The sequence below is a fragment of the Microcoleus sp. Pol10D4 genome (assembly GCF_036701555.1).
GTDB lineage: Bacteria > Cyanobacteriota > Cyanobacteriia > Cyanobacteriales > Microcoleaceae > Microcoleus.
The window spans coordinates 17,135-38,755 of record NZ_JAUBRA010000008.1; the positions used below are offsets into that span (position 1 = coordinate 17,135).

Here is a 21,621-nt window from a genome sequence, read left to right on the forward strand (position 1 = left end):
TCATAATCTTGGATTTGGGTGGGGTTCGTTCAAAGGTAGTGTTGAGTTAAATCGCTGATAATATCTAAGCTCATATTGTCAACTAATTTAGTCAAAGCCGCAGCAAGAGACTTCTGCGACAGGGGAATTCGCTCAATCAACAGCCTTACCGCTTGCTCGTCTCCACAAGCGGCTGCTTTATAAAGCTTCTCAATCAACTCCCTCGGCAACACAGACAGCGACTTAGAAGTCAGTTGCTGGGCAGGCTCATCCTGTTCGGACTTCCTAGACGACTCCTCTTCATAGATATAGCGAACACCCAAATGAAGCGCCATCTTCTCAAAAATTACTGTTTCTCGGAACGGTTTGGCAACAAAGTCATCGAAGCCGTTCGACATGGCGAGTTCCTGGGTTTTAACAAAAGCATTAGCGCTCAAAGCAATAATCTTAGTGTTAGAACCGTTCGGCCGTGCTCGAATTTTTTGAGCAGCTTGAAAGCCGTCTAGAACAGGCATCCTCAAATCCATCCAAATTAAATGCGGCTTGTACTTTCGCCACAATTTAACAGCCAGGGTTCCGTTATCCGCGAACCACACAAGAAAGCCAGCCGACTTCAATATCCGAGTTAGCAGCAACCGATTTGCCGACTCATCATCCGCTACCAGAATGCGATATATTTGTTGGTTAGGTGCCAACCCCTTCACTCGTTTTTGCGGCAATCTGTCATAAACTTCGCTCTTAGTTGCATGACTGACTTTAATGTAAAAACTAAAAACCGTACCTTTCCCCACAGAACTTTTGACCTTAATCTCGCCACCCATCAGCTTCACAAAAGAGTTACTGATTGGCAATCCCAAACCCGTTCCCGTTTGCGATTTTCTGCCAGCAGAAGCTTGCACGAACGGCTTAAACAAACGGCTAACCTCATCAGGCGCAATGCCTGGGCCTGTATCCTTCACAGAGAATTGGAGAAAGAATTTGGGTAACGGTTTTTTTGCCATAGACTGAAGGCATTTTACAGTCAGCTTCACCCTACCGGCCTCAGTAAATTTAACAGCATTACCCAACAGATTAATCAAAACTTGGCGCAGCTTGCTTTCATCAGTTCGGACGTATTGCGGTACATCTTTCCGGAGTTCAAAAACAAGTTGCAATCCCGACGACTGAGCTTTGAGTTGGAACATCCGTTCTATGTCCGAGAGCAAACTGTACAAGTCAACAGCAGTTTCTTCGAGGGTGATTTGACCTGCTTCAATTTTGGACAGCGACAAAATATCGTTGATTAGTTTCAACAAATGCTCGCCACTGCGATTGATAATATCTAAACTCGACTGCTGTTCCGGTGCAGTTTTTTTAGAGTTCACAAGGAGGTGGGCAAAGCCGATAATCGCATTCAGAGGCGTTCTCAATTCGTGGCTCATATTGGCCAGAAAGGTACTTTTAGCGCGATTGGCACTTTCGGCGGCAATTTTAGCTTGTTTTAGTTCCTTTGTTTTCTGTGCAACTTGCCGCTTTAAATCGCCAGAATATTCTTCTAACCGCTGGCGAGATGCTTTTAACTGGCAATTCATGCGCTCGAAAGCACAGGCTAGGGCTTCGAGTTCGGCAATACCGCTACCTGAAACTGTTGAGTCGAAGTCGCCACCAGCTATCGCCTCTGTTGCCGAAATTAACCGCAGCAGCCGCTGTTCTATTCTTAGGGAAATGGACAGCAAAAGGCAGATAGAAAGAACCAAAGCCAGTAGCACGAGCAAAATAGTGTTGCGGGTGTTGGCCTGAACTTTTTGGGTGAAGTCGGTTTCGGGTACAACTGCCACAATCAGCCAATTTAAGCCTTTCGGGTTTTTAAAAGGTCTGACTTGTAGCAAGTATAGTGAGTTGCTGGCAGTAAAGTTAAGATTTTGGCTGCTGTTAATAGCAGCGAGGCTGCCATAATGTTTAAGCAAATACTCTGTTGAAAGCTGGATTACTTTTTGTTGCAGAGCTTGGGCGCTTTCTCGCTGCAGTCCCTCAACAGAAATAGACGGTTTTGGTTCAGTTACCTCGTTCCGAGCCACTAAACGTCCCGAACGGTCTAAGATAAAGGCTTGACAGTTAGGGCTAATGAGGAAATCGTTCAAGTTGAATGTTGAGGTTGGGGTGGGAAAAGCAGGATTTGTTTTTTGTTGACGGAATATTGTCTTTGGAGAGTCTGACCCATTTTTTTTCCCATTTTGTTTGATTGTGACTCCGGCTGTTTGACTTGGGGAAAGTTGGTTTACCGAACCAGTTGGAATTTGATTGTAAGTCCCTTCTCCTTTCCCAACCCCTTCTGTTAAGTAGTTGTCAAGACGGTCAGAGATACGGCTCGTTGCTTCTCCCAATAGGTGTGCAACTACGTCATTCATTGTCTGCCGCCCTGTTTGAAAAGAAAGCCATCCCGTCAGACATAGTAAGGTTGAAATTAGAAGAGCGTTGGGGACTGTAAGCACAACGCGCAGCGGGAGGGCAGACTTTTTTTGAACTGAGCTTTTTGGGCGGAACATTGATTAAAAAAAGGGAGTGGGAATGAGGAAAAAAACGTTCTTCTTCAGAGGGGAGCAACACCATCCGTAGAAGAGTTCTCCTCTTCTGGGTTACCATCCCCTCTCACTCTCGTTATGCTCCTTGACTAATCCCTATTAGTAGCGCAGCCTCAAACGAATCTGAATCAGTCAAAAGCCATAAATTCTCAGAGCGAGCGGTTAGGAAAACAACTGGTTCCCACCTGACTCAGCGCGGGCAGTATTAAGGAGATGATTGGCATCTCAACTAACCCAAGTTGTGTGCTTAAAACCGCTCTTGACTGGTAATGGGTAATGGGTAATTGGAACAATTTGAGATTTGAGATTTTAAATTGATGGCTCGCCGTTTATCCCGCTCTGTGCTTGACCCCGGAACGAATGCACTTGCCTAACTCTGCCTAACATGAGTTAGATATGAGTAGGTTTGTGTGAGCGCTAGTTTGATTCTTCAAAAACTATTTTGGCTAGTTCGATAATCACAGACAAGTCTACTCCGGCTCGTGCAGCAGCATCGGCCGCCGATAGATTGTGGTTTCTTACTAGAGCTAAAAATTGTCGCACGCTGTAGACTACTGGGTCGTTGGCTGCTGTGTAGCCTTTTTGAATGGCAATCAGCAATCCTTTTTCAACATCTGATGCAGAGGGTGCGCGACCTCTATCAACGTTCACAGTCGGCTCCATTCTTGGCGTGACGGGAGCGATGCGAATTCCTAAGTGTTCTGGTTCTTTGTTGGTAGGAACGATGTTGAAGTTGTAAAGTCGCTGTTTCCCTTTTGAATCTACAGTTTTGATTGAAAGGTTAGTGATGGTAGCTGTGGTAGCTCCCGGAAAATTGAGCGCTTGAATGGGACGCAAGAAAACAGTTTTGGCTTGGCCGCTTGCCAGCTGTGCATCGGTGCTGAAAACTATTTTTGAGGGGTCGGCAATTAAAACGTAGGCGACAGCTTCATCGGTTGAGCTGAAGTCGATCGCACTCGCGCGACCGGGATAGACTAAAATATCGATCGCGCTATTGATGGCAATGTCTCTACCTACAGTTTGATAGCCTGTTACTCTCGATTGAGAAAAAGCACAGTTCGGGTAGCTCGCAGCAGCGAGCGCTGCTGCAAGGATTGACAAACTGAGAATTTTGATTTTTGGTTCGAGCATTGTAGCATTCATAATTGTTATCGATGGATGTTGAGAAAGCTGTTAACAGTAATAGAAACGGGGGTTCCCTTGTTAACCACAGCTACATTAGGGCGGTTTAAAAGTTCTTCAGTTGCTCTATCTGAGCGGCTTTCCATCCGTTTTGCTAGGGGGCTGAAGAAGCCATCGAGGACGGCTGACCAAATTTGGGGGTCTCGACTTTCAACGGTGGTTGTACTGCCCCCAAACCTACCGCTAATACTGCTAGAGCTCCTGACTTTAGGCTCTGCGAACACTTGACCGACTCGTCCAACTCCCGACAGCACTGCGGTGAGGATATCCTGTCCGGCAACATCGGAACCTGGGTCGAAGTAGCCTGAAGCAATCAACGGCCCAGAGCCCTCTCCTGCAATCAAAATTGCGCCTTCTGGAATGGGCTGCTGTTTAATCTGACCGTTTCTATCAGAGTAGACGAGCGCCACAGCAGTAGCTTGTACCATGCGATTGGTCTTGCTGACGGTGCTGGCTTTGGCAATGACAACCGTGCCCGCAGGAAAAGCAATAGAGCCGTCAGTTGCCGTGAAGTCGGCTGTGAGGGTGACGGCAAATTTGTCGTAAAGCTGTTTGCCTGAGCCTTCATCCCACAGCAGGGGAACCGAAACTATGCCGTTGGCTGTGGTTCCAAGGGGAACCTGAGCTGTTTGGGAGGTTGAGGAACTTTGGGGCGTGCGGTTGAGAATGCCTTTTGCCCCTGGGGAGTTTACTTGTTCCAGGGTTAGGGAATTTGTTAAAGCAGAAGCCTCTGGAGTAGTTTCGGGGGAAAGGGTTTGAAATTCTGTATCGGCGGGCAAGGACGTTGGACGAGCGCTCAGTCGAGCCTCCGTCTCGATTGGGTTATCAGTAGAATCGGAACTTATTTGGGGGGAAAGGGGAGCCGGAGTTAATTGGTTAGTGGGGTTTTGGGAGTTGTCGGTGGTTTCGAGGCTGTCCCCTCCATAAGGAAACTCCGGGTGTAGCCTTTCCCCGCTGGCGTTATTTGGGTGGCTATATAGTTTTTCTGGGATTTGCTCGAAAGAAACGTATGAGGGTTGCGACTTTTGGTTGCCGATATTGACTGTTAGGAATTCAGTTGTTGGAGCTGGCTTTGTCAGAGCGGCGGCGGTAGCACTTGTTGTCGCTGGAGTGCTTGGTGTTGCACTCACGGCATTCGCTATTCGGTTAGGGTCAAAATTTCCCCTAATTTGTCCGAGTTGGGCGAGTTGGTTCCACCGCTCAAACGGGTCGATTTTTTCGGATGTTGGAGTTGGAATTAAAGGTGGGGGTACTAACGGTTTGAGTATGGGGGCCGGTGCGGGTGTTCTTGAGGGTACTCTTTGAGGTATGGGTGCGGGTAGTGTTACCGTCCGCACTACTGTTCGGGGTGCGGGTAGGGGTTCGCGTAGAGGAGTAGGTGGCGGTGCAGCGCTCCGGGTAGCGACTAGACGCGGAGTTCGCGGAGTTCGTGGGGTTCTTGACGGTTTGGGCGACGGTTCTGTTTTGGGTTTTGCGGTTTTTTGCGGTTTTTCGGCTAACAGTTTTTGTTGGTCTTGGTAAGCTAATTTAGCCAGCAACTCCGGTTTTTCATCTTTAATGGTGGGAGAAGAGCTTTCTTTTGGTGTTGATTGTGCGATAGCTTCGCGAGGTGATTTAGGCTTGATAAATTGCCAAATCAGCAGTCCTAGCAATAGTATTCCCCCAGTCAGCAGCAGCATTGTCACTGCTCTAGGAACGCCTCTTTCGGAAACAGGCGGGGGCAGTGGTCTTTCCTCATCTTGAGCGAGTTGATATTGAGTTTCAAGTGTTAGGGGTGCATTGGGGTCGAAATTAGCAATGAAGTTTTCATCAATATCATCGTCAGAAGGGGAAGGATTTGGAGAGGGGGAAATAGGGGAATTGATGTTGCCGTCATCATTGTTTAGGGTAGATTCACTTGATGCACTTGCATGATTCATATTGGCTGTAGTGGTACTATTATCAGGACTGGTATTAATTGGATTTTCGGTTAATCCATTTCTTTTGTTAGTCATGGCTTTAGAGTTGAATGTGTTGTGTTTAACTGTACATAAAAAAGCAAAGAGAGAAGACTTCAAGCAAAGGGATGAAACATACTAAATGTTTAAATTATTTAGTTGTTACGGTAGGTTTTTAAATTTACCCACTTGCCGGTTCGTCCCCTTTCCATGTCTCTTTCCTCTTCTATGGTTTGAATTCGACAATTCGGGAAATCTCTAATCCGGCTGCTCTCAAAGAGTGAATAGTCTTCTCTAATTCATTAGCGTTTTCTTTGAGAGGGGATTTGGGAATTTCTACGGCTTTGACGGTGAAAGTTCGATTAAACTGTTCTCGGCTTTCTCCAATGCCTTGCTCTAGCACTACGCGAGTAGCAATTACATCTATTTCCCAAACTCCTCTTTTTATTTCTCTCGGTTCTGAGATGTGAGAGATATAGACTCCAGAGCGGGTTTTTCCTGAATAGATGGTGTTGGGAACGAGTTTGGCAAGTTCGACCAAGGAAGCTTTACCAAACTCTGATTCCATCATCAAGGAACCCATCCAAGCAGTTGTAGGAACTGGGGAACCTTTAATTTTAATGCCGGGGTCTGGGTCATTTGTGCCGGGAATTTTGCCTGACCAAGCCCAGGTTAAATTTACCCAACTGGATACAAAATTTTGGATGATTTTCGGCTCTCTGTGCAGTTCATCTTGTTCTGCAATTCGTGCGGCGGTTCCGTCTTTTAACTGGACAAAGGTAACTTTTCTTTGAGATAAGGCTCTCAAACTGACTGTATTTACTAAAACAGCAATTGTCAGGAGAAAAACAAAGCTTGTTAGCAGGACAAAGCACAAGGCTAAGGTGTTTTTAGATTCAGGGAGTAAGGGTTGTGATTGTGGAAATTTCATATTATCGAAGGGGATGGCGAGATGGGGGATAGAGAATAGGGAGATAGGGAGGAAATGGATTGGGAAACTGGGTTTGAGTAGTGAGTAACAACTCGGTTCGGTGAAGAAAAAGCTATCGGAATTTCCTTCCCCTAGATCAGTTTTCCAGCAATAACGCCGATCGCGTTACTGGCAATATCTGTAAGCTGTTTAGTGCTATTGGCGATCGCACTGTACAAAGCAGTTCCTCCACCCTTGGCTATTAACACGGCTAGAACGGGAGAAAACACAGCTAAAAAGAATAAAAAGGCGATATCTGTAACTAACTCTGCATCGGACTTGACAATCACTACGGCGACTAAGCCAACGACGATGTTGTAGCCCAATTGCACTCCAAATAACGACATAAACCCTATTAACCAAGCCCAGATTGGTTTTCCTTGCAGTGGCAATAGTGATAAACCCATTGCCAGAGGCCCGAATAAAGCTGTTAGCAACAAGGCTGCTTCTAAAATATTGACAAATGCCCACTGTACTGATCTAAGAATTAAGCGAATGATGGGCAAGACAGTAGACCTAAAAACTTGTCCTGCAAAATCGCCATTTCCTATATCCTGAAGATTGGCAACATTGCCTAAGTTTTCGACAAATCGCTGCAAGCTTTTGAGAGGTCCTCCATTTTGCTGTTCGGCTGCCTGGAGGATTTGTTGAGCTGGCTGTTTTTTGCTGTTCCAACATTCCACTAAAGCTGATCCAACTTTGCCCTGACATTCGCTGTAGAGTTTCTCAATCTCTTCTTTTCCAGCACTGGTGAGGTTAACGTCACTCAGGGCAGTTCTGAAGGTCATTTCTCCGACTTGAATTTTCATAATTTCTTGAACTTGAGTGCTGCCTACAGCTTTGATGAATTTGACACTTTCAGCTAAGACTTTACCGTTGTTGCTGAGAAATACTACAATTACGAGTGGCCAGATAAACATGGCTACTAGCTCTGACCAAGACTGTTTTTCGATGATTTCTTTGCCACTGGTGACAGCGAGGTAAGTAACAGATATTCCCGCTAGAATTAGTCCTAGTTTGACTAAGGCAATCCAGAGAGAGGATTCTTGAGTGTTGAAGGTGTTAAACCAAACTAAATTCCACGATTCGACGGTCTTTTGAGAGACTTCTATGGCGTCAGAGAGAGTGTCCAGGGCTTGTCCTGCTGTGCTAGTTTGGGCGATTAGTTGTGTCAGCATCGCGGTGTCTCCTTGTTGTGATTTCAGTCTTCGCTTGCCCCCAGGGTGATGCCTCCCGGCATTTGAAACAGTCCGGCTTGAGTAGAAGAAGCGGTAGCCGCCGCAGCATCCTGCCGTCTCTGGGCTGTGTTAATTTCGTTGAGTTCTTCAGCTTGTTGAGCGTTGAGAATGTTGGCAAAACTGCGATCGATTTGAGCTTGCTGGCCCTGCATGACTAAGGCACTTTGATTTTCTGCTGATAAGGCTGCTTGCTTAGCTGCGATCGCACTTTGTTGAGATATGTTTCTCATAATGTTCTGTGTGACATCTTGACCTTCTGAATCAGCACCCAATTCCATTGAATTTTGGCTCTCGCGATTAGTTTGCTCTACGTTCTGCTGGACAATTTCTTTCATCTGAGCTTGCTTTTGTTGAGCTTCTTTACTGAGAGTGGCTTTATTGGCTTCACTAACAGCACTTTCTCTTTCTGCGAGTTCTGCGGTGTTCTCTTTGAGGCTGTAAGAATCTTGCGGTCTCTTCTCTAAAGCAGCGGATAGTTTTGTCCCTTCGCTTTCGGAGGTGTTGCCGTCCATTATGCTTTTAACTGCTTCTTTTAGGTCTGGAACTTGCAATTCTCCCAGGAATGAAGAGAGGGTTGACTCTATTTCACTGCTGAATTTTTCGACTTTGTTTAACAAATTGTCCCAGATGCCTGAGATGCTGTCGGAGATGGTAGAGATGGTATCTGAAATTTCGCCTGTTATGTCGCTAATTGTGTTTTCTATACCTCCTATTTCTTTCTGGTTGTTCAAGAAGTTATTAGCTGATTTTTGAATTTGGCTTTCTATTTGTTGATTGGGCACTGTGAAGCTGGAACGGTTGAAAGTGCTGCTGTTAGGATTGTTTGAGGTGGGAAGCTGTGTTGCAGTCGGATTGCTGTCAGAGGTTTGAGCTTTTGCTTCAACAGAATTTAGTATTAAGCTCAGCCAAATTGCAGGAATGCCGAGGGCAAGTTTGACAAGAAATTTCGGTGATTTCATCGGTTTTTCTCCGTCTAGCTAGCAATAAGGTCTTGAGGGGATTTGTGTCCATTGATATCAGTGACTGCATTCTTGCCAATATGGGTTAATGAACGCCCTTCTTTAACGGCTTGTACATATTCAGAGGCAAATTGTTTGAGTGCTAGCAGTTGCCCTTTTAACGTATTGGGATATTGAGCCATTACTCGGGCGCGAGCCATCAATTCAGCTTGATTGTTAGCCACACTTGCTAATATCATTTCGCCTGGATAGTATCGGCTTTGCCAGAAACGACCTCCTTTTTCAATTAGCCAATTGGAATAAAGGTCGGCAGCTCTGGGAAGGAAAGCTTCTGTGGCATTCTGGCTAATAATTTCAGCCGGATATCCCAAATTTTTGATCCAAGAAGTGGCTCCGTTTGATGTCAATCTTCCGGTAATTCGATACACCATGTTTTGCATAATCATAGTTCCCGCACTACAATCGCAAATACTGTCGATATCTTGGGATAGCAAGAGCACTGAAATGCCATTTTTTCTACCCACTGCACAGAGTTCGCCTACTACTTCAGCAAATCCGTCTTTTTTAAACAAAATCGAAAGTTCGTCTCCGATAAATAAGCTTTTAGGGTGAGAAAGTGCGTTGCGGATGCAAGCAGCGTGGGCGTTAATAGCCATTAAATACTGGTCTTGTTCGTTGCCCAGACCGCTAAGGGCAAAAAACTTAACAGCGGGTTCGGGTGAAAATGTACTCGGTCTGCCAATTGCTTTCCCTAAAGGTGAGGCTAGTAATGCGTTGCATTGAGTGATAATTTGGTTGATGGCAATGCGGTCGAAGTCGGTAAAGTTTTGTAGGTTTAGTTGCTCTTTTGTGCAGAATTTCAGGAGGTTTGTGAGGGTTGGCATTTCTTGCCACGCGGTCGATTTCCAGCCTTTTTCAAAGGCAGTATTGTAGCGCTCGATAATGTCTGGGTCTTCCAGAAATTTTTTCAGAGTTAGCAGCAAAATGGCATCGACTCGCTGCGCTAATTTTGGGTCGCGGACTTTGCCCATGCTGATAATAGTCAGCGCTTTTCTGATAAACTCTTTCCATTGGTCTAGTCGGCGCGATCGCTCTTCTCTGTCAAAACGCCTCAAATCGGGTATTTCGAGTAGATTCGAGCTGCCAGAGGTAATGTCGTAGTACGCACCGTCGTCGCCTAACAGTTTCACTGCTGTCTCAAAGGTACTGCCGCTTCCTGCTGAGATGTCCATACCGACTACTGGGATATTAGCGGCTATTGCATCGGCTGCAAATCGCCATCCCAAAACACTTTTACCGGAACCAGACTCGCCTGTTATGACAGCGCGGCTGGTTTGGTTGTGCATGAGGTCAACGTACACGGGTTTGCCGCCTTTGGTGATGAATTCAACTCCTTTTGAGTCGATGTCCCTTACAGCAGTTAAGGGCAAAATACCGGGGACAGTTTCGGTGTCTAAGGTGAGGCGGCGTTCGTTAATTAGCGAACTGCTGTGCAACAGCCAGCTTACAGTAATGGGCAAAGTTTCTAGCCACAGTTGCCAAGCAATATTGCGCTCTCTTAATACCTTGGCAGAGCCGAAGCTGTGGGAGAGCATTTGGCAAGCGTGTGTTAGTTGCTCCGGCGTTGGTCGGTAGACTAAGAAGGTGACAGCAGCGTGAATTGCTCTTGCACCTTTGTACATTTTTTTCTGGGCTTCAAAGGATTCTTCCTGTTTGACTTCTGCTCCTACATCGCGACCTTGACCTTTTTCTAAAGCGCGTTTTTTGGCACTTTTAGATTGTTTAGCTTGTCTTGCTAAGTTGTCTTGAATAATAAAGTTGGGAGCGGCGCTAATTTCGACAACGGCTTCAGTATCGCGGACATAGCTGTTGCTCATAATTTTCCAGAGCCATTGCAGTTGCTCTCTAGTATTGAGCCAGCCGCCGGGGCCCTCTTCCATTGTTAGCACGCCGCATTCTGCGTTTCTGCCGGGAAGCAAAATGCGTGAGCTAGCTTTTCTGTGTTCCGGGCAGCTCGAACGGCCGCTCATACCTTCAATTAAAATGGTGCAGGCGTGTTTGTGACTGTTGATGGTTTCGGTTAGTTTGTAGTCGGACGCGGTTTCTTTTAAGGTGAGAAGTTGGGGGATAGGTGGTACGGGTGCGCTGTTGAATTTTTGCCACAGCCATCCCCATAATGCTTGGGCATTCATGGGTTGAATTTCCAGTCCAATTTTGGTGTTTAGCAAGAGTTCCCACCGGATGTAGCCTTGCTCGAAAGCATCGAGCAGCAGTTGTTTGTAAAAGCGTTCAGAGTAGATGCGCTGGTTCCCTGTAAATTGTGCAGCAATGCTGTTGGCTGTGTTGATAATTCCATTGATGAATTTACTCAGAGGGTCGTTGGATTTGGAGCCAGATTGAGCGTTGAATGTCCAAGTGCAGAAAATAGTTTGGTTCCACAGTTGTCTGGTGCCTGCTAAATTGAGTTCTTGAATGCGTTTCTGTTCGTTACGAACGAGTACAGAAATGGGTTTGAGGTGACAGTTGTCAGCCAATTCAGTTAACTGTTGCTGGCGAAGGCAATCGCTGCTGTAGCAGCCGGTATGAAAGGTCATTTTTTCGCCTGGGGGAATATCTTTTAGCCCCTCTTCTAAGGCGGCGGCTGCATTGTTTACTTCATGGCGGTAGAGAATGTTGTGAAAGCCAGCCGTCTCGAATCCGAATACAATTTGGTATTGACTGCCTTCATTTAGTAAGTAACCAGAAACTTCTCGACCATCCTTTTTGATAGTGACTAAACACAGGAGGTTTTGGTAGTTTTGGAAGGGCATAAGTCGGCTGTTACCTCCGTGTTGATTGGGAGCAACTTTGGGTTTAAGTTTGACTCGGACTTGTGAATCGCTGATTCGGTGGCGAATCGGGTTTGGTCGGTGTTGGGGAACGGGAGAAAGGTATAAAAGATTACCGTTGTACCACTCATTCCCCGGCGGAGGTCTAAACCTGTCTACAAAAAGGTGAGGTTTGTTACCTGTCAGGAGCCACCAGCTTACAATTAGCCAGAAAGTAGTGATGAAAAACCAAGGCATTCCTAAGCTGAATAGGCCGTTGGTGAGGATGTAGGAAATTACAGTGATTAGCATCCAGGGAATTAGCTGTTCCGCTGGAATGATGCCGATGCTGGCTTGTTTGCCGAGAATTTTGTTGACGGAAATAAAGTCTTTATCTGGGTCTTTGAGCATAATTTAAAGGGTTTAGATTTGAGGTTGAGATGTGGGAAGACAAACCCTTCCCCTTTGGATAATTAAGCTCCACCTCCGCCACCGCCATTGCCAATGAAGAGGAAAGTTATTACGTCAATGGCAATTACAATGGCAAAAGCTAAGGCAACTTGAGTCACAATTGGTCGCCAGTCATTGCCTTGCTGCGCTTGGTTGTAAGCAAAAAGAGACGCGGCTGCTACTAACAAAAGGAAGGCTCCGCGAATTAAGTTGAAAATCAGTTCGATGACTTCGGCATCAATAGCTTCACCTCCTGCGGAAGCCGCTCCTTCTGCTAGCTCAGTCATAAATTCTTCTAAGCCGGAGAGGAAGATGGCGTTGGCGGGGGAATCGAGCACGGAGCACAGTGCAGTGGAGGTAATGATGGCAGTAGCAACGTGCCAAAATCGAATTTTGCAGCCGATATATCGCTCTACAATTGGAATTGCTTTAGCGGTGTGCCACAAACTCAAAAAGACTATGCTGGAGCAGCCTAAAGTTGCAATTAAGAGCGGGTCGTGAAGGCTGAAGTAGATGAGTGAGGCCAGGCAAATGCCGATGAAGGGAATGTCGCCCAGTTTGATTTTCTGTTGTTTTAACCAGCGTGATAATGAGTTGCGGTTTCGTTCATTTCTTGTTTGGTCTAAGTAAGTAGCCATGTCACTATCTCGATAAATTTAGTGCTTTAATGCTAATTTAAGTTGCATCTAATCCCTGCAAAATCGCCAAAAAAGGTGATTTTATACAGTGAGAGTGACCCCCTCCAAATGGAGGGTGCAAGTGAAAAAAGTTATTTCAAATTTCCATTTCGGTCTCAGTTTTTCTCGCTTCCTGCTTGTTGGAGTTCTGGTTTTGAGCAAGTTGCTGTTGGGATAGGAGATTTTCTACTACTTCTGGTGGAATGTCGCACAAAAGTACCTCAACATTACCTTTTTGGAGGCTAGCCTCAAAAACTATCTCACTGTGAGAGTTAAAGCCTTTGACAGTACCCTTCGACTTTGATTTATCGCTGAATTCGATTTCAAAGTCGAGGCGCGAGCCTTGGGAATCGGTAAAGCTCACTTCATCTTGATTGCTTCTCTTTACCATTTCAGCTAAACGTTCTTGGTTGAGAGCTTGTTGAAAAATCTTTAAGCGGTCGAGTTCTTCTTTTTCTTCAGGTTTCAGGAAGTCGTTTGTAACTTCCCATTCTCCAGTTTTATCCTGTACTGCTGAAAACAGTTCCTCGCCTTCCTTAGTTTTTAAGCTGACAGCGGTAGAGGAGTCAAAATTTGTTACATAAAGTTTGGCTTGTCCAAAATCAACCCCGTCTTCTAATGCAAGGCCTTCCGCATTTGCTTCTTCTTCAGCTAGGCTGTAAATTTTTGCCAGTGTTGCTGCAAGTTGGGAGTCCTGAGTAAGATTTTGGGCTGTCACAGTGATTTTTTTAGCAGTAGCGTTAGCGCTGCTAGCTGGGATTGTTGATTCTAATGAAATTTTTTCACCTATTTCTGTTCCGTTTTGTACGAATTGGTCGCTGAGGGATGGAGTCGAGCTGTCGGGCGGTTCTAATTTTGCATCGCCAGCTTGAACGCCTGTCTCGCTTTTTTGAAGAGAAAGTTTGTTCTCTAAAGCTTCTATTCGCTCTTCTAGGGTATCGAGTCGCTTTTCAAGTCGGTTGAGTGCTTCATTTATTTGTACGAGTTGTTCTTCAAAACTCGCCTCTGTGTCAATCTTAATAGCAGCCGTTTTTTCAGAAGTGTTGTCTCTCACACTGCCGGAAATTTTATCAACTTTTCCGTGAACTTTGCTAACAGCTTTAGCTAAGAGCATACCGGGTGTTGACACAAATTCGGCATCCGGTTCAGGTAAGATGTTTTGTTCCGGTTCTGGCTCCGGTTCAGCTATCGGTAAAGCTTCGGATTCGACCATTGCATCTGCAACTGAATCCGCTTCAACCAAGTTGGTAACTCGCTGGGAGAGCGAGTCAGCCCGCTGGCTTTGAGCTTGGAGCCTTTTGACAATACCGGCAACTTGGCGCTCTTTTCCAGCCCCAAGAGCAGCTTCTATAATTTGAGAAGCTGCTTTTTTCCCCATCAGAGTAGCGAGAACCGCAACTTGAGTGCTCAGGCCGCTGACAGTTGTACCTTCTACCTCACTTCCAGAAATGGCTGTTCTACCACTAACTTGTACAGCAGCATCGAGGATACTATCGATGTTCTGGTCGTTTGATTTTTTGCCTTGAGGTCGCTGTTGGCTCGTTCGGGTTTTTGAAGGTGTGCGTGCTAAGGATTCAGCAACTTCTACCGCTTCATCTGTCTGAAGTTTTCTTTTGGCTTGGGATTTAGCTGATAATTCTTCGTCTTCCAAATCTTCTCGCTCAGAGTTTTTAAGGTGGCTTTTAGTTTGAGGCTTAGCTTTAGGTTGAGGTTCTTTGACTTCAAACTCATCTAGTTCACTTAGTTCATCTCTCGGAGAGCGGGTTAAGGGTTTAGATTTAAGCAGTAGTTCCTCCGACTCCAATTCCTCTAGGTCATCTTTTCGATGTCTATTTTTGTTTTTAGAAGTGTCTGAGGGTTCGTCATCCTCCCAAGTTTTTATTTCATCTTTTTTAGATTTAGTATTGGTTTTAGATTTCGCTCGGGGCAAGGGTTCCTCATCCTCTAACTCATCTAGCAAATCGTCTTTTTTAAACTTAGTTGCAGTTTGAGATTTAGGCGGGGAGGGTTCTTCATCCTCCAATTCATCTAGTAAATTGTCTTTCTTAGACCTTGTTTTAGTTCGAGGCGAATCGAGTAATGCTTCAATTCCTGTTTTAGTAAATCGGTTGTCGTCCGGCTCTCCCAAGTGCTCCATCATGTACTTTCCTGTGGTAGAGCCGTACTCGGGTCGATCGCTCAAACTGAGGACGAGTCCGTTGTGCTTGACCTCCACGCTAATGCCAGGTTTGCCGTCTGCTTCCGTTAGTTCTTCAATTGCATCGGCAAAATCTTCTACGCTGGTGAGTCCGTTTTCCAGGCAGTAATCTAAAGCTTTCTCGCAGCGATTTCTTAGGTAGTTGAGGATTTTCTTGCCCTCGGCTGTGTTAGGGGTGATGTAGTTTCCCTGGCTTCGGCTTCGGTATGCTGTTTTTGTAGCCATAATCTTTGTGGCGGCGTGAGTGGATATTTCCCATGAAATTCGAGCAGTATGGCTACTGACTTCACTCGGAAGAGCGGTTTTGGGGAGTTAAACTGACCCCCTCCAATCGGAGGGGGAATTGTCGTCTACTAATAAATAGTTCCTGTTTGGAACTCGCTAAAAAACTAACTGTTGGGTCAACGAGCTTTCTTGGCGTTCACACTTACCCGGTCTTAGATGTAGGGTAGTTGATGTTAAAGTTGTGTATCTGCATATCTTTTTGGTGAAGATGTAGAAGCTAATTCAGCATCAACCTCTTTGAGGTATTTGATAAACTGAGAGCTGCTCTTTTCAGAAAGTTTCTTAATGATTTGACCTGTTTTTAAGTCAGCAGCCAAGACCGGATTATCAGCTTCATCTCTGACTAAACACCTAACATTATTGCGAGATTGGCTAATAAAAGCTGTCCAGTTCCCCACAGGGATTTTAGTTTCTCCAGTTTGGTTATATGCTTCAGAAATCGCATCTTTCAGCAATTCTGAGAGGTGGGCGGGGCTGGCAGCAATGTCTTCGGGTTGAGATGGCGGTTTGTTTTGGGTAGGGGTTGGCGATACAGATAGCGATCGCTTTTGACAAGTGGTTGGGGATACGGATTGCGATCGCCCTTGACAAGGAGTTGGCGCGACTTCTGAAAGTTCCTCAACTGATTCAATTAGTTGCACAGAGCTAGGGTTGATGTTTAAGATCAGAGCGCTGCCTTTAGGCGAGGGTTCAATAGTGGCCTCAAAGGTAGTGCCGATCGGCAATTTAGGTGAATTAGCAGAGAACATGGCTAATTCTTGTCCGTCAAGGAGGACAATAGGGCTGCCGTCGCGCCTCGAACCGCTACCGCTAACAGAACCCACCTCAAAAGTCAATGTTTTCTGCCTCCATTTGGGACGGCTAAAGTCAACATCTTTCAAGTCATTGTACTTCTGTCCAATCAGTTCAGCTCTGTCAAACTGAAAGCTTTGCAATTGCTGGCAAATTTCATCTGTAAACAAATTGAGAACCAATGCTGCTTTAGGTGTTTGGTTTTGGGACTCAAGCCAAGTATAATCAGCAGGAGCTACAATGCGTGAACTGACATCTTTGGTGCGACCAAGACCATCGCGGTAAGTTAAGTCTAAACTGTCGATGTCGTTGACATTTCCGCAAAACTTCTTCTCAAGAATTCCCACCAGTTTGTCGCTGGGTTCAATTAAGGCAAAATTGACCATTGGCAGGCTCGGATGCAAAGTTGCTTCATATTTAATACCTTTGCTGTCTAACAATTCTTTCCAATGTCCAGCTAAGTCTTTGCCAACTGGCTGTCGCTTCTTATCCCTGACAGTTTTATTGCTGCCGTCCCGTTCAAATTCCTCGAAAGGGACACTCAGAACGTAAGTGTCTTTTGGCATTGCTTCGTGGAGTCGCTCGTACTCAGGTTCAAGGTTGAATTCAATCAGCAGTTGGCGAGAAAGTTCCTTACAAGCTTTGCGAGGGACTTCTAAGTTGGGATTTGCGGTTTCGACGTGCCACATAGCACTAGCAGCTAAAAACCGTTCTTCAGGGTCAGTCCAAGCTTCAGTTACATCGGCTCTTAAGCTCTCGTATAACTTGCTGACGGCTTCTTTAATTGCCTTAGAATCGCCGCCGCACTCCAAGTGAATTTCACCCATCCTTTCTCGATAGCGTTCCTTAATATCTTGCGCCCACCTGACATAATGTTTCTCCCATTTTTCTCGCTCATCTAAGTCAGAAGGAGACTCAAACAAGTAGCGAAACTCGTCGCGGTGGCGGCTTTTTAGACGAGTCGGTTCCCACTCTGGGTTAACAGCCTCCCTAGCAATGCAATTGATAGCGGTGCCGTCTCCTATAGGTAATGGCACGGTTTTGTAAAGCCTGGGGTCGTCTTTGTAGTCAAATAGGTAGCTTGGGTGCTGTTCTGACCACTGCTTAGCCTTGGACAACAAGGTGGGGTGGTGGTCTTCGGTGCGAGTAGCACTTTTGGGACTGTCCACTTCAATTTGCAGAGCATCAAATAGCTTTCCAAGAAGCTGCCGCTTCTGTTGATTGAATAAACTTTCTGGCTGTCCCGGTTCTGCTGCTGACGATTGCACTCTCCCGATTAAGGTAGCCACCCAGCCGATTTTATTTTGGGCGATCGCTACGGCAATTTGCCGCAATTTGGTATACTTGCGATCGCCATCACTATCGGTAGCTTTAGTGTAGTCAACTTTCTCTCGCTTCTCCACTGCATCGTACTCATTCTCTTGATTAGCGTGCCTGGTTTCAGAGGCGATATTCGGCATTCGGGAAGCAGGCGTAACTACCAGTTGGTCGCCGTCAAAATCACATTGATGATGCTGCATGGCTTGGTCGGAGCGAATGAAAACGCACCCTTTGTATTGCGTTAATGCGCGATGGCTTTTGTTGTCTACTGTGTAGCGGCGGATGTTATCTTTACTGACAATTGGGTATCGGGTAACGATGACTTCTGTGCCGTGTCGCAAGTGGGGGGCAACAATTGTACCGGGTTGGAGGTTTTCACAAGGTTGAGCCATTGCTGAACCATGATGAATTGCTCCCTTAATTGCTAAGTCTTTCCACTTTTTAGCCAGTTGTTCTTGCATGAAATCGACGACTTTGGGAAAGTCGAGGAGTTGACCGAGTTTGTCGTTCCTCAAAATTGAAATTAGCCGGGATTCGTTGCGCTGGGCTTTTTCATCTGTTTCGTCTTCTAATCCGCTGCTGTCTTCGTGAAGGCTAGATTGAAAAGCAGTTTTTTTATCGTGTTGCTCCACTAAGTATTTGGCAAGTTGCAGCCGGTTATTTTGCAAGTCCGCTAGCTTTTGGGCTTCAATTTTGGTCGGTGTGGCTATGTCAGCCCCAATAGCTGCTTCGGAATACCAAATCGAAAATTGCCAGGAATTTTCGTATTCAGTTACTTGGGCGTTGCCTCGATTTCCCAGTATAGCTTTGGGAAATTCGTAGTCGCCACAGGGGATAAGTTCAGCTAATTGCTCTTTAACAACTCCTTTGATAGAGGAGCGATCCATAATGATATCATAATCCAAGTCGGAGGTTAAATTAGCATCAGGCAACAGCGTTCCTTTGGCAAGAAAGCTAATTTCTGGAGTGTGGCAGTCTTCTTGTCCCCATTCCTGCATCCAGGCAAATCTGAATTGAAAAGGTCGGTTGTAATTCCCTCCTAATTGTTGGGCTAGTGCCGGTGAAATTTTACCGTGACAGTCTCCGGTTTGCCACTTATGAGCTTTCGCTTTTTCACTCTCGTCATCGCTTTGAGAATCAACAATTTTGACTCGCAAGGTTTCGCCGTCAAGGGAGCTATCTAACAATTTGGCTCCTTGGTTGCAACTGCTAACTAGCAGTGAGCCGTAGCGACAGGCGTGGTCGGGTTGAGTTTTGAATACGCTCAACAGTTTGGTTGAGAGTTCAATGTCTGCAAAGTAAACATTTTTGCCTGAGCTGAAAGCTACTCTTCTGGTAATACCATCTCCGAAATCGATGTTTTTCAAAGGGTCGAAGCTGCTATCATTTGGGTCGGGTTTAACGATGCTTAGGGATGCTAATTCTTCAGGTTCAAAAAGCAGTTCAAGCAGGGAGTTACGCAGCACTTCTGATTCAGCTTGGTACCGCCCCTTGGCTCTACCGTCAGTCAAGGACATATCAAAGACTGGGATTTTTAGTCCTTCCCCAGCTACCCATTCTGTGGAGCGATGTTCTGGGGTAAGTTTTCTTCTGCTCATTGATTAGCTCCTGAATCCTAGTTTTTACATTTTTAGGACTTACGCACAGTAATAGTCCAGATTTTGACAAGGTTGTTCCTTCACAAATTCCTGCTACTGAGTGATATTCACCCCCTCCAAGTGGAGGGGTTTAGAAGAAAGAAGTAGCGTGTTACAATCAGAATGACAATCCCAATGTGGAGAAAAAAAATGAAAGTAGTCCGCACAACTACGGCTATGGAAAGCCAACGGGATTATTTCTCTGATAGCGATGCACTTGCTCGCGTTGCTTTTGGAGAAGGTGAAAAAAGTCAGCAATTGGGAGGTTTGAATCTCGATGCTAACGGGGTTATTAAAGGTAGAGCGTCAAACTTATTCAACGTCACCGAAGAACAAGTTGAAAACCCTCTATACTGGATTAATTTGTAATAGATCTAAACCTAAGTTAAGTTGTCGCTATTACAAACAAAACAAGCGTTTCACCTTTTAATTCAAAGCTGTCTACTTCGGAGGTATCTAATATACCTTTTATCACAAATATGAGGTCCCTTCTCTGAATGCCAGGTTTTCAAGCCTTGGTATATACCTCATTTCCCTGAGAAAAGCTATAATTCAGGTGTCAGAACAAAGCATTTCTGACACCTGAAAAGATGGCTAACGCCGTTTTTTGGAGTGCGTTTTTTCCGAAGAACGACTCTCAAGCGTCTGGTTGGCTTGAAGAGAGTGCAAATTGTTACCTGGAAGCAAGCTGTAAACCACTTTGCGCTTGCGGAAAACCCTAGTGCCATCTACAGGCATTCCTTGTTTCCAAGCGTCTGAAATCGCCTTTTTGTCGGCAGAAATTACGGTTTTGGTTTCGACTCGGCGATAGGGTTCTGATAGTTGAGATGGGTCAATCAAAACTTCACAGGTAGGCGGATTTTCCTTAACAGTAATGCGGCGGTGTTTGCCAATAATTTCGGAAGTTAACACGCCGCACTCGTTGAAGTAGAGAACGGTTTTGTCTAAGCGCTCTCTCCACCCCTGGAGTTTGTTGATAGCTTTTGAGTGCAGTTCTATCAAATACTGCATTCGCGCTGTAATTCCTGCAATTTCGGCATCAATTTGGTCGGCTAAGTCGGCATGGGCATCAACAGCGAGTTCCTGGGTTTCTTGGGTTTGCCAAAGGGATTGCAGCAGTTGGTCGATTTCTTCTGAGCTTTCTGCAGATTCTAGTTGATGCCAAACTTGAGCCGCAGTTATTGAACTTTGAGCAAGCGTCGCTGTGGCTAAATTCATGCTTAGTATCCTCCGTTGATGCAGGTGTGATAATAATCGCGGCGTTCTTCGAGTTGAGTAAGCGCAGCCATTGTTACCTCGTCGGATTTAAGAGAGCTTTGTTTGTCCTTTTGAATTTTGCTACCTGGTTGAGAATGAGTTAAATCTTGTGAGTTTGACTGGGTAATTTTTGGCATACAATTCAAAAAACTTTCTTAAAAATAGCGCGACCGCGCTCTTAAAAAAAGGAGTATTTAAAGTTATGAATTATCCTATAGTTTTTTACCCAAAAGTGGTAATGCAGTTCTGCCATCAATATCCTTTGCCGGAGGCAACTTCTAGTTGTGCCACCTCATCCCAACTTCAAGAAACTCAACAATTCGAGCAACCTGTTGTTTTGCTGACTCCGCCTCAACCACCTGTGGTGTTACCTGTCAAGTTGCTGTGGTTAATTTGGGTGTTTTGGCTTTATGGTGCGATCGTACTTCCGCTATTAGCTATTTCTTGGGGTTGGCTGTGGTGGGAAATGCTGTTGATAGTAGCTGCTTATTCATGTTTAATTGCGGCTGCTTATAGTTATGTGTTTGGTTCCCGTCAAAAACTGCTATCCAGTTATAAGCAGCAGATTCTTGAGTACAAACAACAAGAGATGTTATCCCAACAAGAGATATCCCAACAAAAAAGATTATCTCAACCAGAGATATTATCCCAACAAGAGACGTTATCCAACAAACAGCAGGAATTTTCTAGTTTTAAGCTAGGAAAAGAAGGGTTGCAGACAGTTTTTACAAGTGTAAAAATTGACTTACAGCACAGAAATCGATCGCTCAAGGATTTGATGTCACTTCGGGTTAGTCCTAATGGCACATCTCAAGCTCGGCAAGGAGTGAGTGAACAACGCTTTTTGCAATACTTACAGCAATATTTCGAGGAAGTTGTCCAAGCAGCAGAGTTTAAAATTCCGTTATCTCAGAGGAGCTATTCAGCAGATTTTACTGTAATTCACACTCCATCTGGACTCGGAATTGATGTCGAGATTGATGAACCTTATGCTGGCAAATCTAAGAAGCCCACTCACTGCTGTGATGCTGACAGCGATATGCGCCGCAATCAATTATTCTTAGAGTGGAATTGGATTGTGGTTAGGTTTACTGAAAAGCAGGTGGTTCAGGCTCCTTTGAGCTGTTGTAAGTTCCTGGCGATTGCGATCGCCTTTGTAACGGGCGATCGCTCTTATTTAAAGCAACTGGAAACTGAACCCGATTTGCTAAGCGTCAAACCTTGGACAACAAGAGAGGCAAGGGCTATGGCTAAAAGCAACTATCGCCTTACTTATTTATCTGGATTTGGCGTCGGTTCTGCTTGCAATCGGGTTTCCAAGTTTTGATGCGAGCGGCCGAGTAGAATAAAAAAATGAAACCTTATCAACCATA

Annotated in this window: 14 protein-coding genes; 2 read left to right on the forward strand and 12 right to left on the reverse strand. The window is 45.4% G+C overall.

Translation table 11 applies throughout. The annotated features are described in order from the left end of the window. Positions 1 to 29 precede the first annotated feature (29 nt). From QUA36_RS06605 to QUA36_RS06650, 10 genes are all read right to left on the reverse strand, one after another. Positions 30 to 2,366 (reverse strand): ATP-binding protein, encoded by a 2,337-nt coding sequence (locus tag QUA36_RS06605; RefSeq protein ID WP_333384151.1) that lies wholly within the window; start codon positions 2,364 to 2,366, stop codon positions 30 to 32. 591 nt (positions 2,367 to 2,957) lie between these two features. Next, entirely contained in the window at positions 2,958 to 3,683 is a 726-nt protein-coding gene (locus QUA36_RS06610) for a hypothetical protein (protein WP_333384149.1), read from the reverse strand. A 5-nt stretch (positions 3,684 to 3,688) separates the two neighbouring features. Continuing rightward, positions 3,689 to 5,716, reverse strand: coding sequence for a hypothetical protein (locus QUA36_RS06615; protein WP_333384146.1), 2,028 nt, complete (start codon positions 5,714 to 5,716; stop codon positions 3,689 to 3,691). Positions 5,717 to 5,885: 169 nt separating this feature from the next. Then, complete coding sequence (locus QUA36_RS06620) at positions 5,886 to 6,590, reverse strand: hypothetical protein (protein ID WP_333384145.1); 705 nt, start codon at positions 6,588 to 6,590, stop codon at positions 5,886 to 5,888. Between the two features lie 131 nt (positions 6,591 to 6,721). Then, entirely contained in the window at positions 6,722 to 7,807 is a 1,086-nt protein-coding gene (locus QUA36_RS06625; RefSeq protein WP_333048758.1) for a hypothetical protein, read from the reverse strand. 23 nt (positions 7,808 to 7,830) lie between these two features. Continuing rightward, positions 7,831 to 8,826, reverse strand: coding sequence for a hypothetical protein (locus QUA36_RS06630; protein WP_333456274.1), 996 nt, complete (start codon positions 8,824 to 8,826; stop codon positions 7,831 to 7,833). A 14-nt stretch (positions 8,827 to 8,840) separates the two neighbouring features. Further along, complete coding sequence (locus QUA36_RS06635) at positions 8,841 to 12,044, reverse strand: hypothetical protein (protein ID WP_333456275.1); 3,204 nt, start codon at positions 12,042 to 12,044, stop codon at positions 8,841 to 8,843. 62 nt (positions 12,045 to 12,106) lie between these two features. Next, positions 12,107 to 12,721: a hypothetical protein gene (locus tag QUA36_RS06640; RefSeq protein ID WP_333384134.1), complete on the reverse strand. Its 615-nt coding sequence runs from the start codon at positions 12,719 to 12,721 to the stop codon at positions 12,107 to 12,109. A 136-nt stretch (positions 12,722 to 12,857) separates the two neighbouring features. Further along, complete coding sequence (locus QUA36_RS06645) at positions 12,858 to 15,182, reverse strand: hypothetical protein (protein ID WP_333456277.1); 2,325 nt, start codon at positions 15,180 to 15,182, stop codon at positions 12,858 to 12,860. A 233-nt stretch (positions 15,183 to 15,415) separates the two neighbouring features. Then, positions 15,416 to 18,952, reverse strand: coding sequence for a hypothetical protein (locus QUA36_RS06650; protein ID WP_333456279.1), 3,537 nt, complete (start codon positions 18,950 to 18,952; stop codon positions 15,416 to 15,418). Positions 18,953 to 19,141: 189 nt separating this feature from the next. On the opposite strand from QUA36_RS06650, the gene QUA36_RS06655 reads away from it, so the two are divergent. Continuing rightward, positions 19,142 to 19,360, forward strand: coding sequence for a hypothetical protein (locus QUA36_RS06655; RefSeq protein WP_333456281.1), 219 nt, complete (start codon positions 19,142 to 19,144; stop codon positions 19,358 to 19,360). A gap of 225 nt (positions 19,361 to 19,585) precedes the next feature. Here QUA36_RS06655 and QUA36_RS06660 read toward each other — a convergent pair whose 3' ends face one another. Both QUA36_RS06660 and QUA36_RS06665 read right to left on the reverse strand, forming a co-directional pair. Next, on the reverse strand, positions 19,586 to 20,209 hold the full coding sequence (locus QUA36_RS06660; RefSeq protein WP_333456283.1) for a siphovirus Gp157 family protein: 624 nt from the start codon (positions 20,207 to 20,209) through the stop codon (positions 19,586 to 19,588). Positions 20,210 to 20,211: 2 nt separating this feature from the next. Then, positions 20,212 to 20,385, reverse strand: a complete 174-nt coding sequence (locus QUA36_RS06665; RefSeq protein WP_333456285.1) for a hypothetical protein — start codon at positions 20,383 to 20,385, stop codon at positions 20,212 to 20,214. Positions 20,386 to 20,450: 65 nt separating this feature from the next. Between QUA36_RS06665 and QUA36_RS06670 the strand changes: the two genes are divergently transcribed. Further along, positions 20,451 to 21,575 (forward strand): hypothetical protein, encoded by a 1,125-nt coding sequence (locus QUA36_RS06670; protein ID WP_333456287.1) that lies wholly within the window; start codon positions 20,451 to 20,453, stop codon positions 21,573 to 21,575. Positions 21,576 to 21,621: the final 46 nt, after the last annotated feature.

Bases quoted from the DNA above. Each gene is read 5' to 3' on its own strand.
- QUA36_RS06605 (WP_333384151.1), bottom strand. From the start codon at position 2,366: ATGAATGACGTAGTTGCACACCTATTGGGAGAAGCAACGAGCCGTATC.
- QUA36_RS06610 (WP_333384149.1), bottom strand. From the start codon at position 3,683: ATGAATGCTACAATGCTCGAACCAAAAATCAAAATTCTCAGTTTGTCA.
- QUA36_RS06615 (WP_333384146.1), bottom strand. From the start codon at position 5,716: ATGACTAACAAAAGAAATGGATTAACCGAAAATCCAATTAATACCAGT.
- QUA36_RS06620 (WP_333384145.1), bottom strand. From the start codon at position 6,590: ATGAAATTTCCACAATCACAACCCTTACTCCCTGAATCTAAAAACACC.
- QUA36_RS06625 (WP_333048758.1), bottom strand. From the start codon at position 7,807: ATGCTGACACAACTAATCGCCCAAACTAGCACAGCAGGACAAGCCCTG.
- QUA36_RS06630 (WP_333456274.1), bottom strand. From the start codon at position 8,826: ATGAAATCACCGAAATTTCTTGTCAAACTTGCCCTCGGCATTCCTGCA.
- QUA36_RS06635 (WP_333456275.1), bottom strand. From the start codon at position 12,044: ATGCTCAAAGACCCAGATAAAGACTTTATTTCCGTCAACAAAATTCTC.
- QUA36_RS06640 (WP_333384134.1), bottom strand. From the start codon at position 12,721: ATGGCTACTTACTTAGACCAAACAAGAAATGAACGAAACCGCAACTCA.
- QUA36_RS06645 (WP_333456277.1), bottom strand. From the start codon at position 15,182: ATGGCTACAAAAACAGCATACCGAAGCCGAAGCCAGGGAAACTACATC.
- QUA36_RS06650 (WP_333456279.1), bottom strand. From the start codon at position 18,952: ATGAGCAGAAGAAAACTTACCCCAGAACATCGCTCCACAGAATGGGTA.
- QUA36_RS06655 (WP_333456281.1), top strand. From the start codon at position 19,142: ATGAAAGTAGTCCGCACAACTACGGCTATGGAAAGCCAACGGGATTAT.
- QUA36_RS06660 (WP_333456283.1), bottom strand. From the start codon at position 20,209: ATGAATTTAGCCACAGCGACGCTTGCTCAAAGTTCAATAACTGCGGCT.
- QUA36_RS06665 (WP_333456285.1), bottom strand. From the start codon at position 20,385: ATGCCAAAAATTACCCAGTCAAACTCACAAGATTTAACTCATTCTCAA.
- QUA36_RS06670 (WP_333456287.1), top strand. From the start codon at position 20,451: ATGAATTATCCTATAGTTTTTTACCCAAAAGTGGTAATGCAGTTCTGC.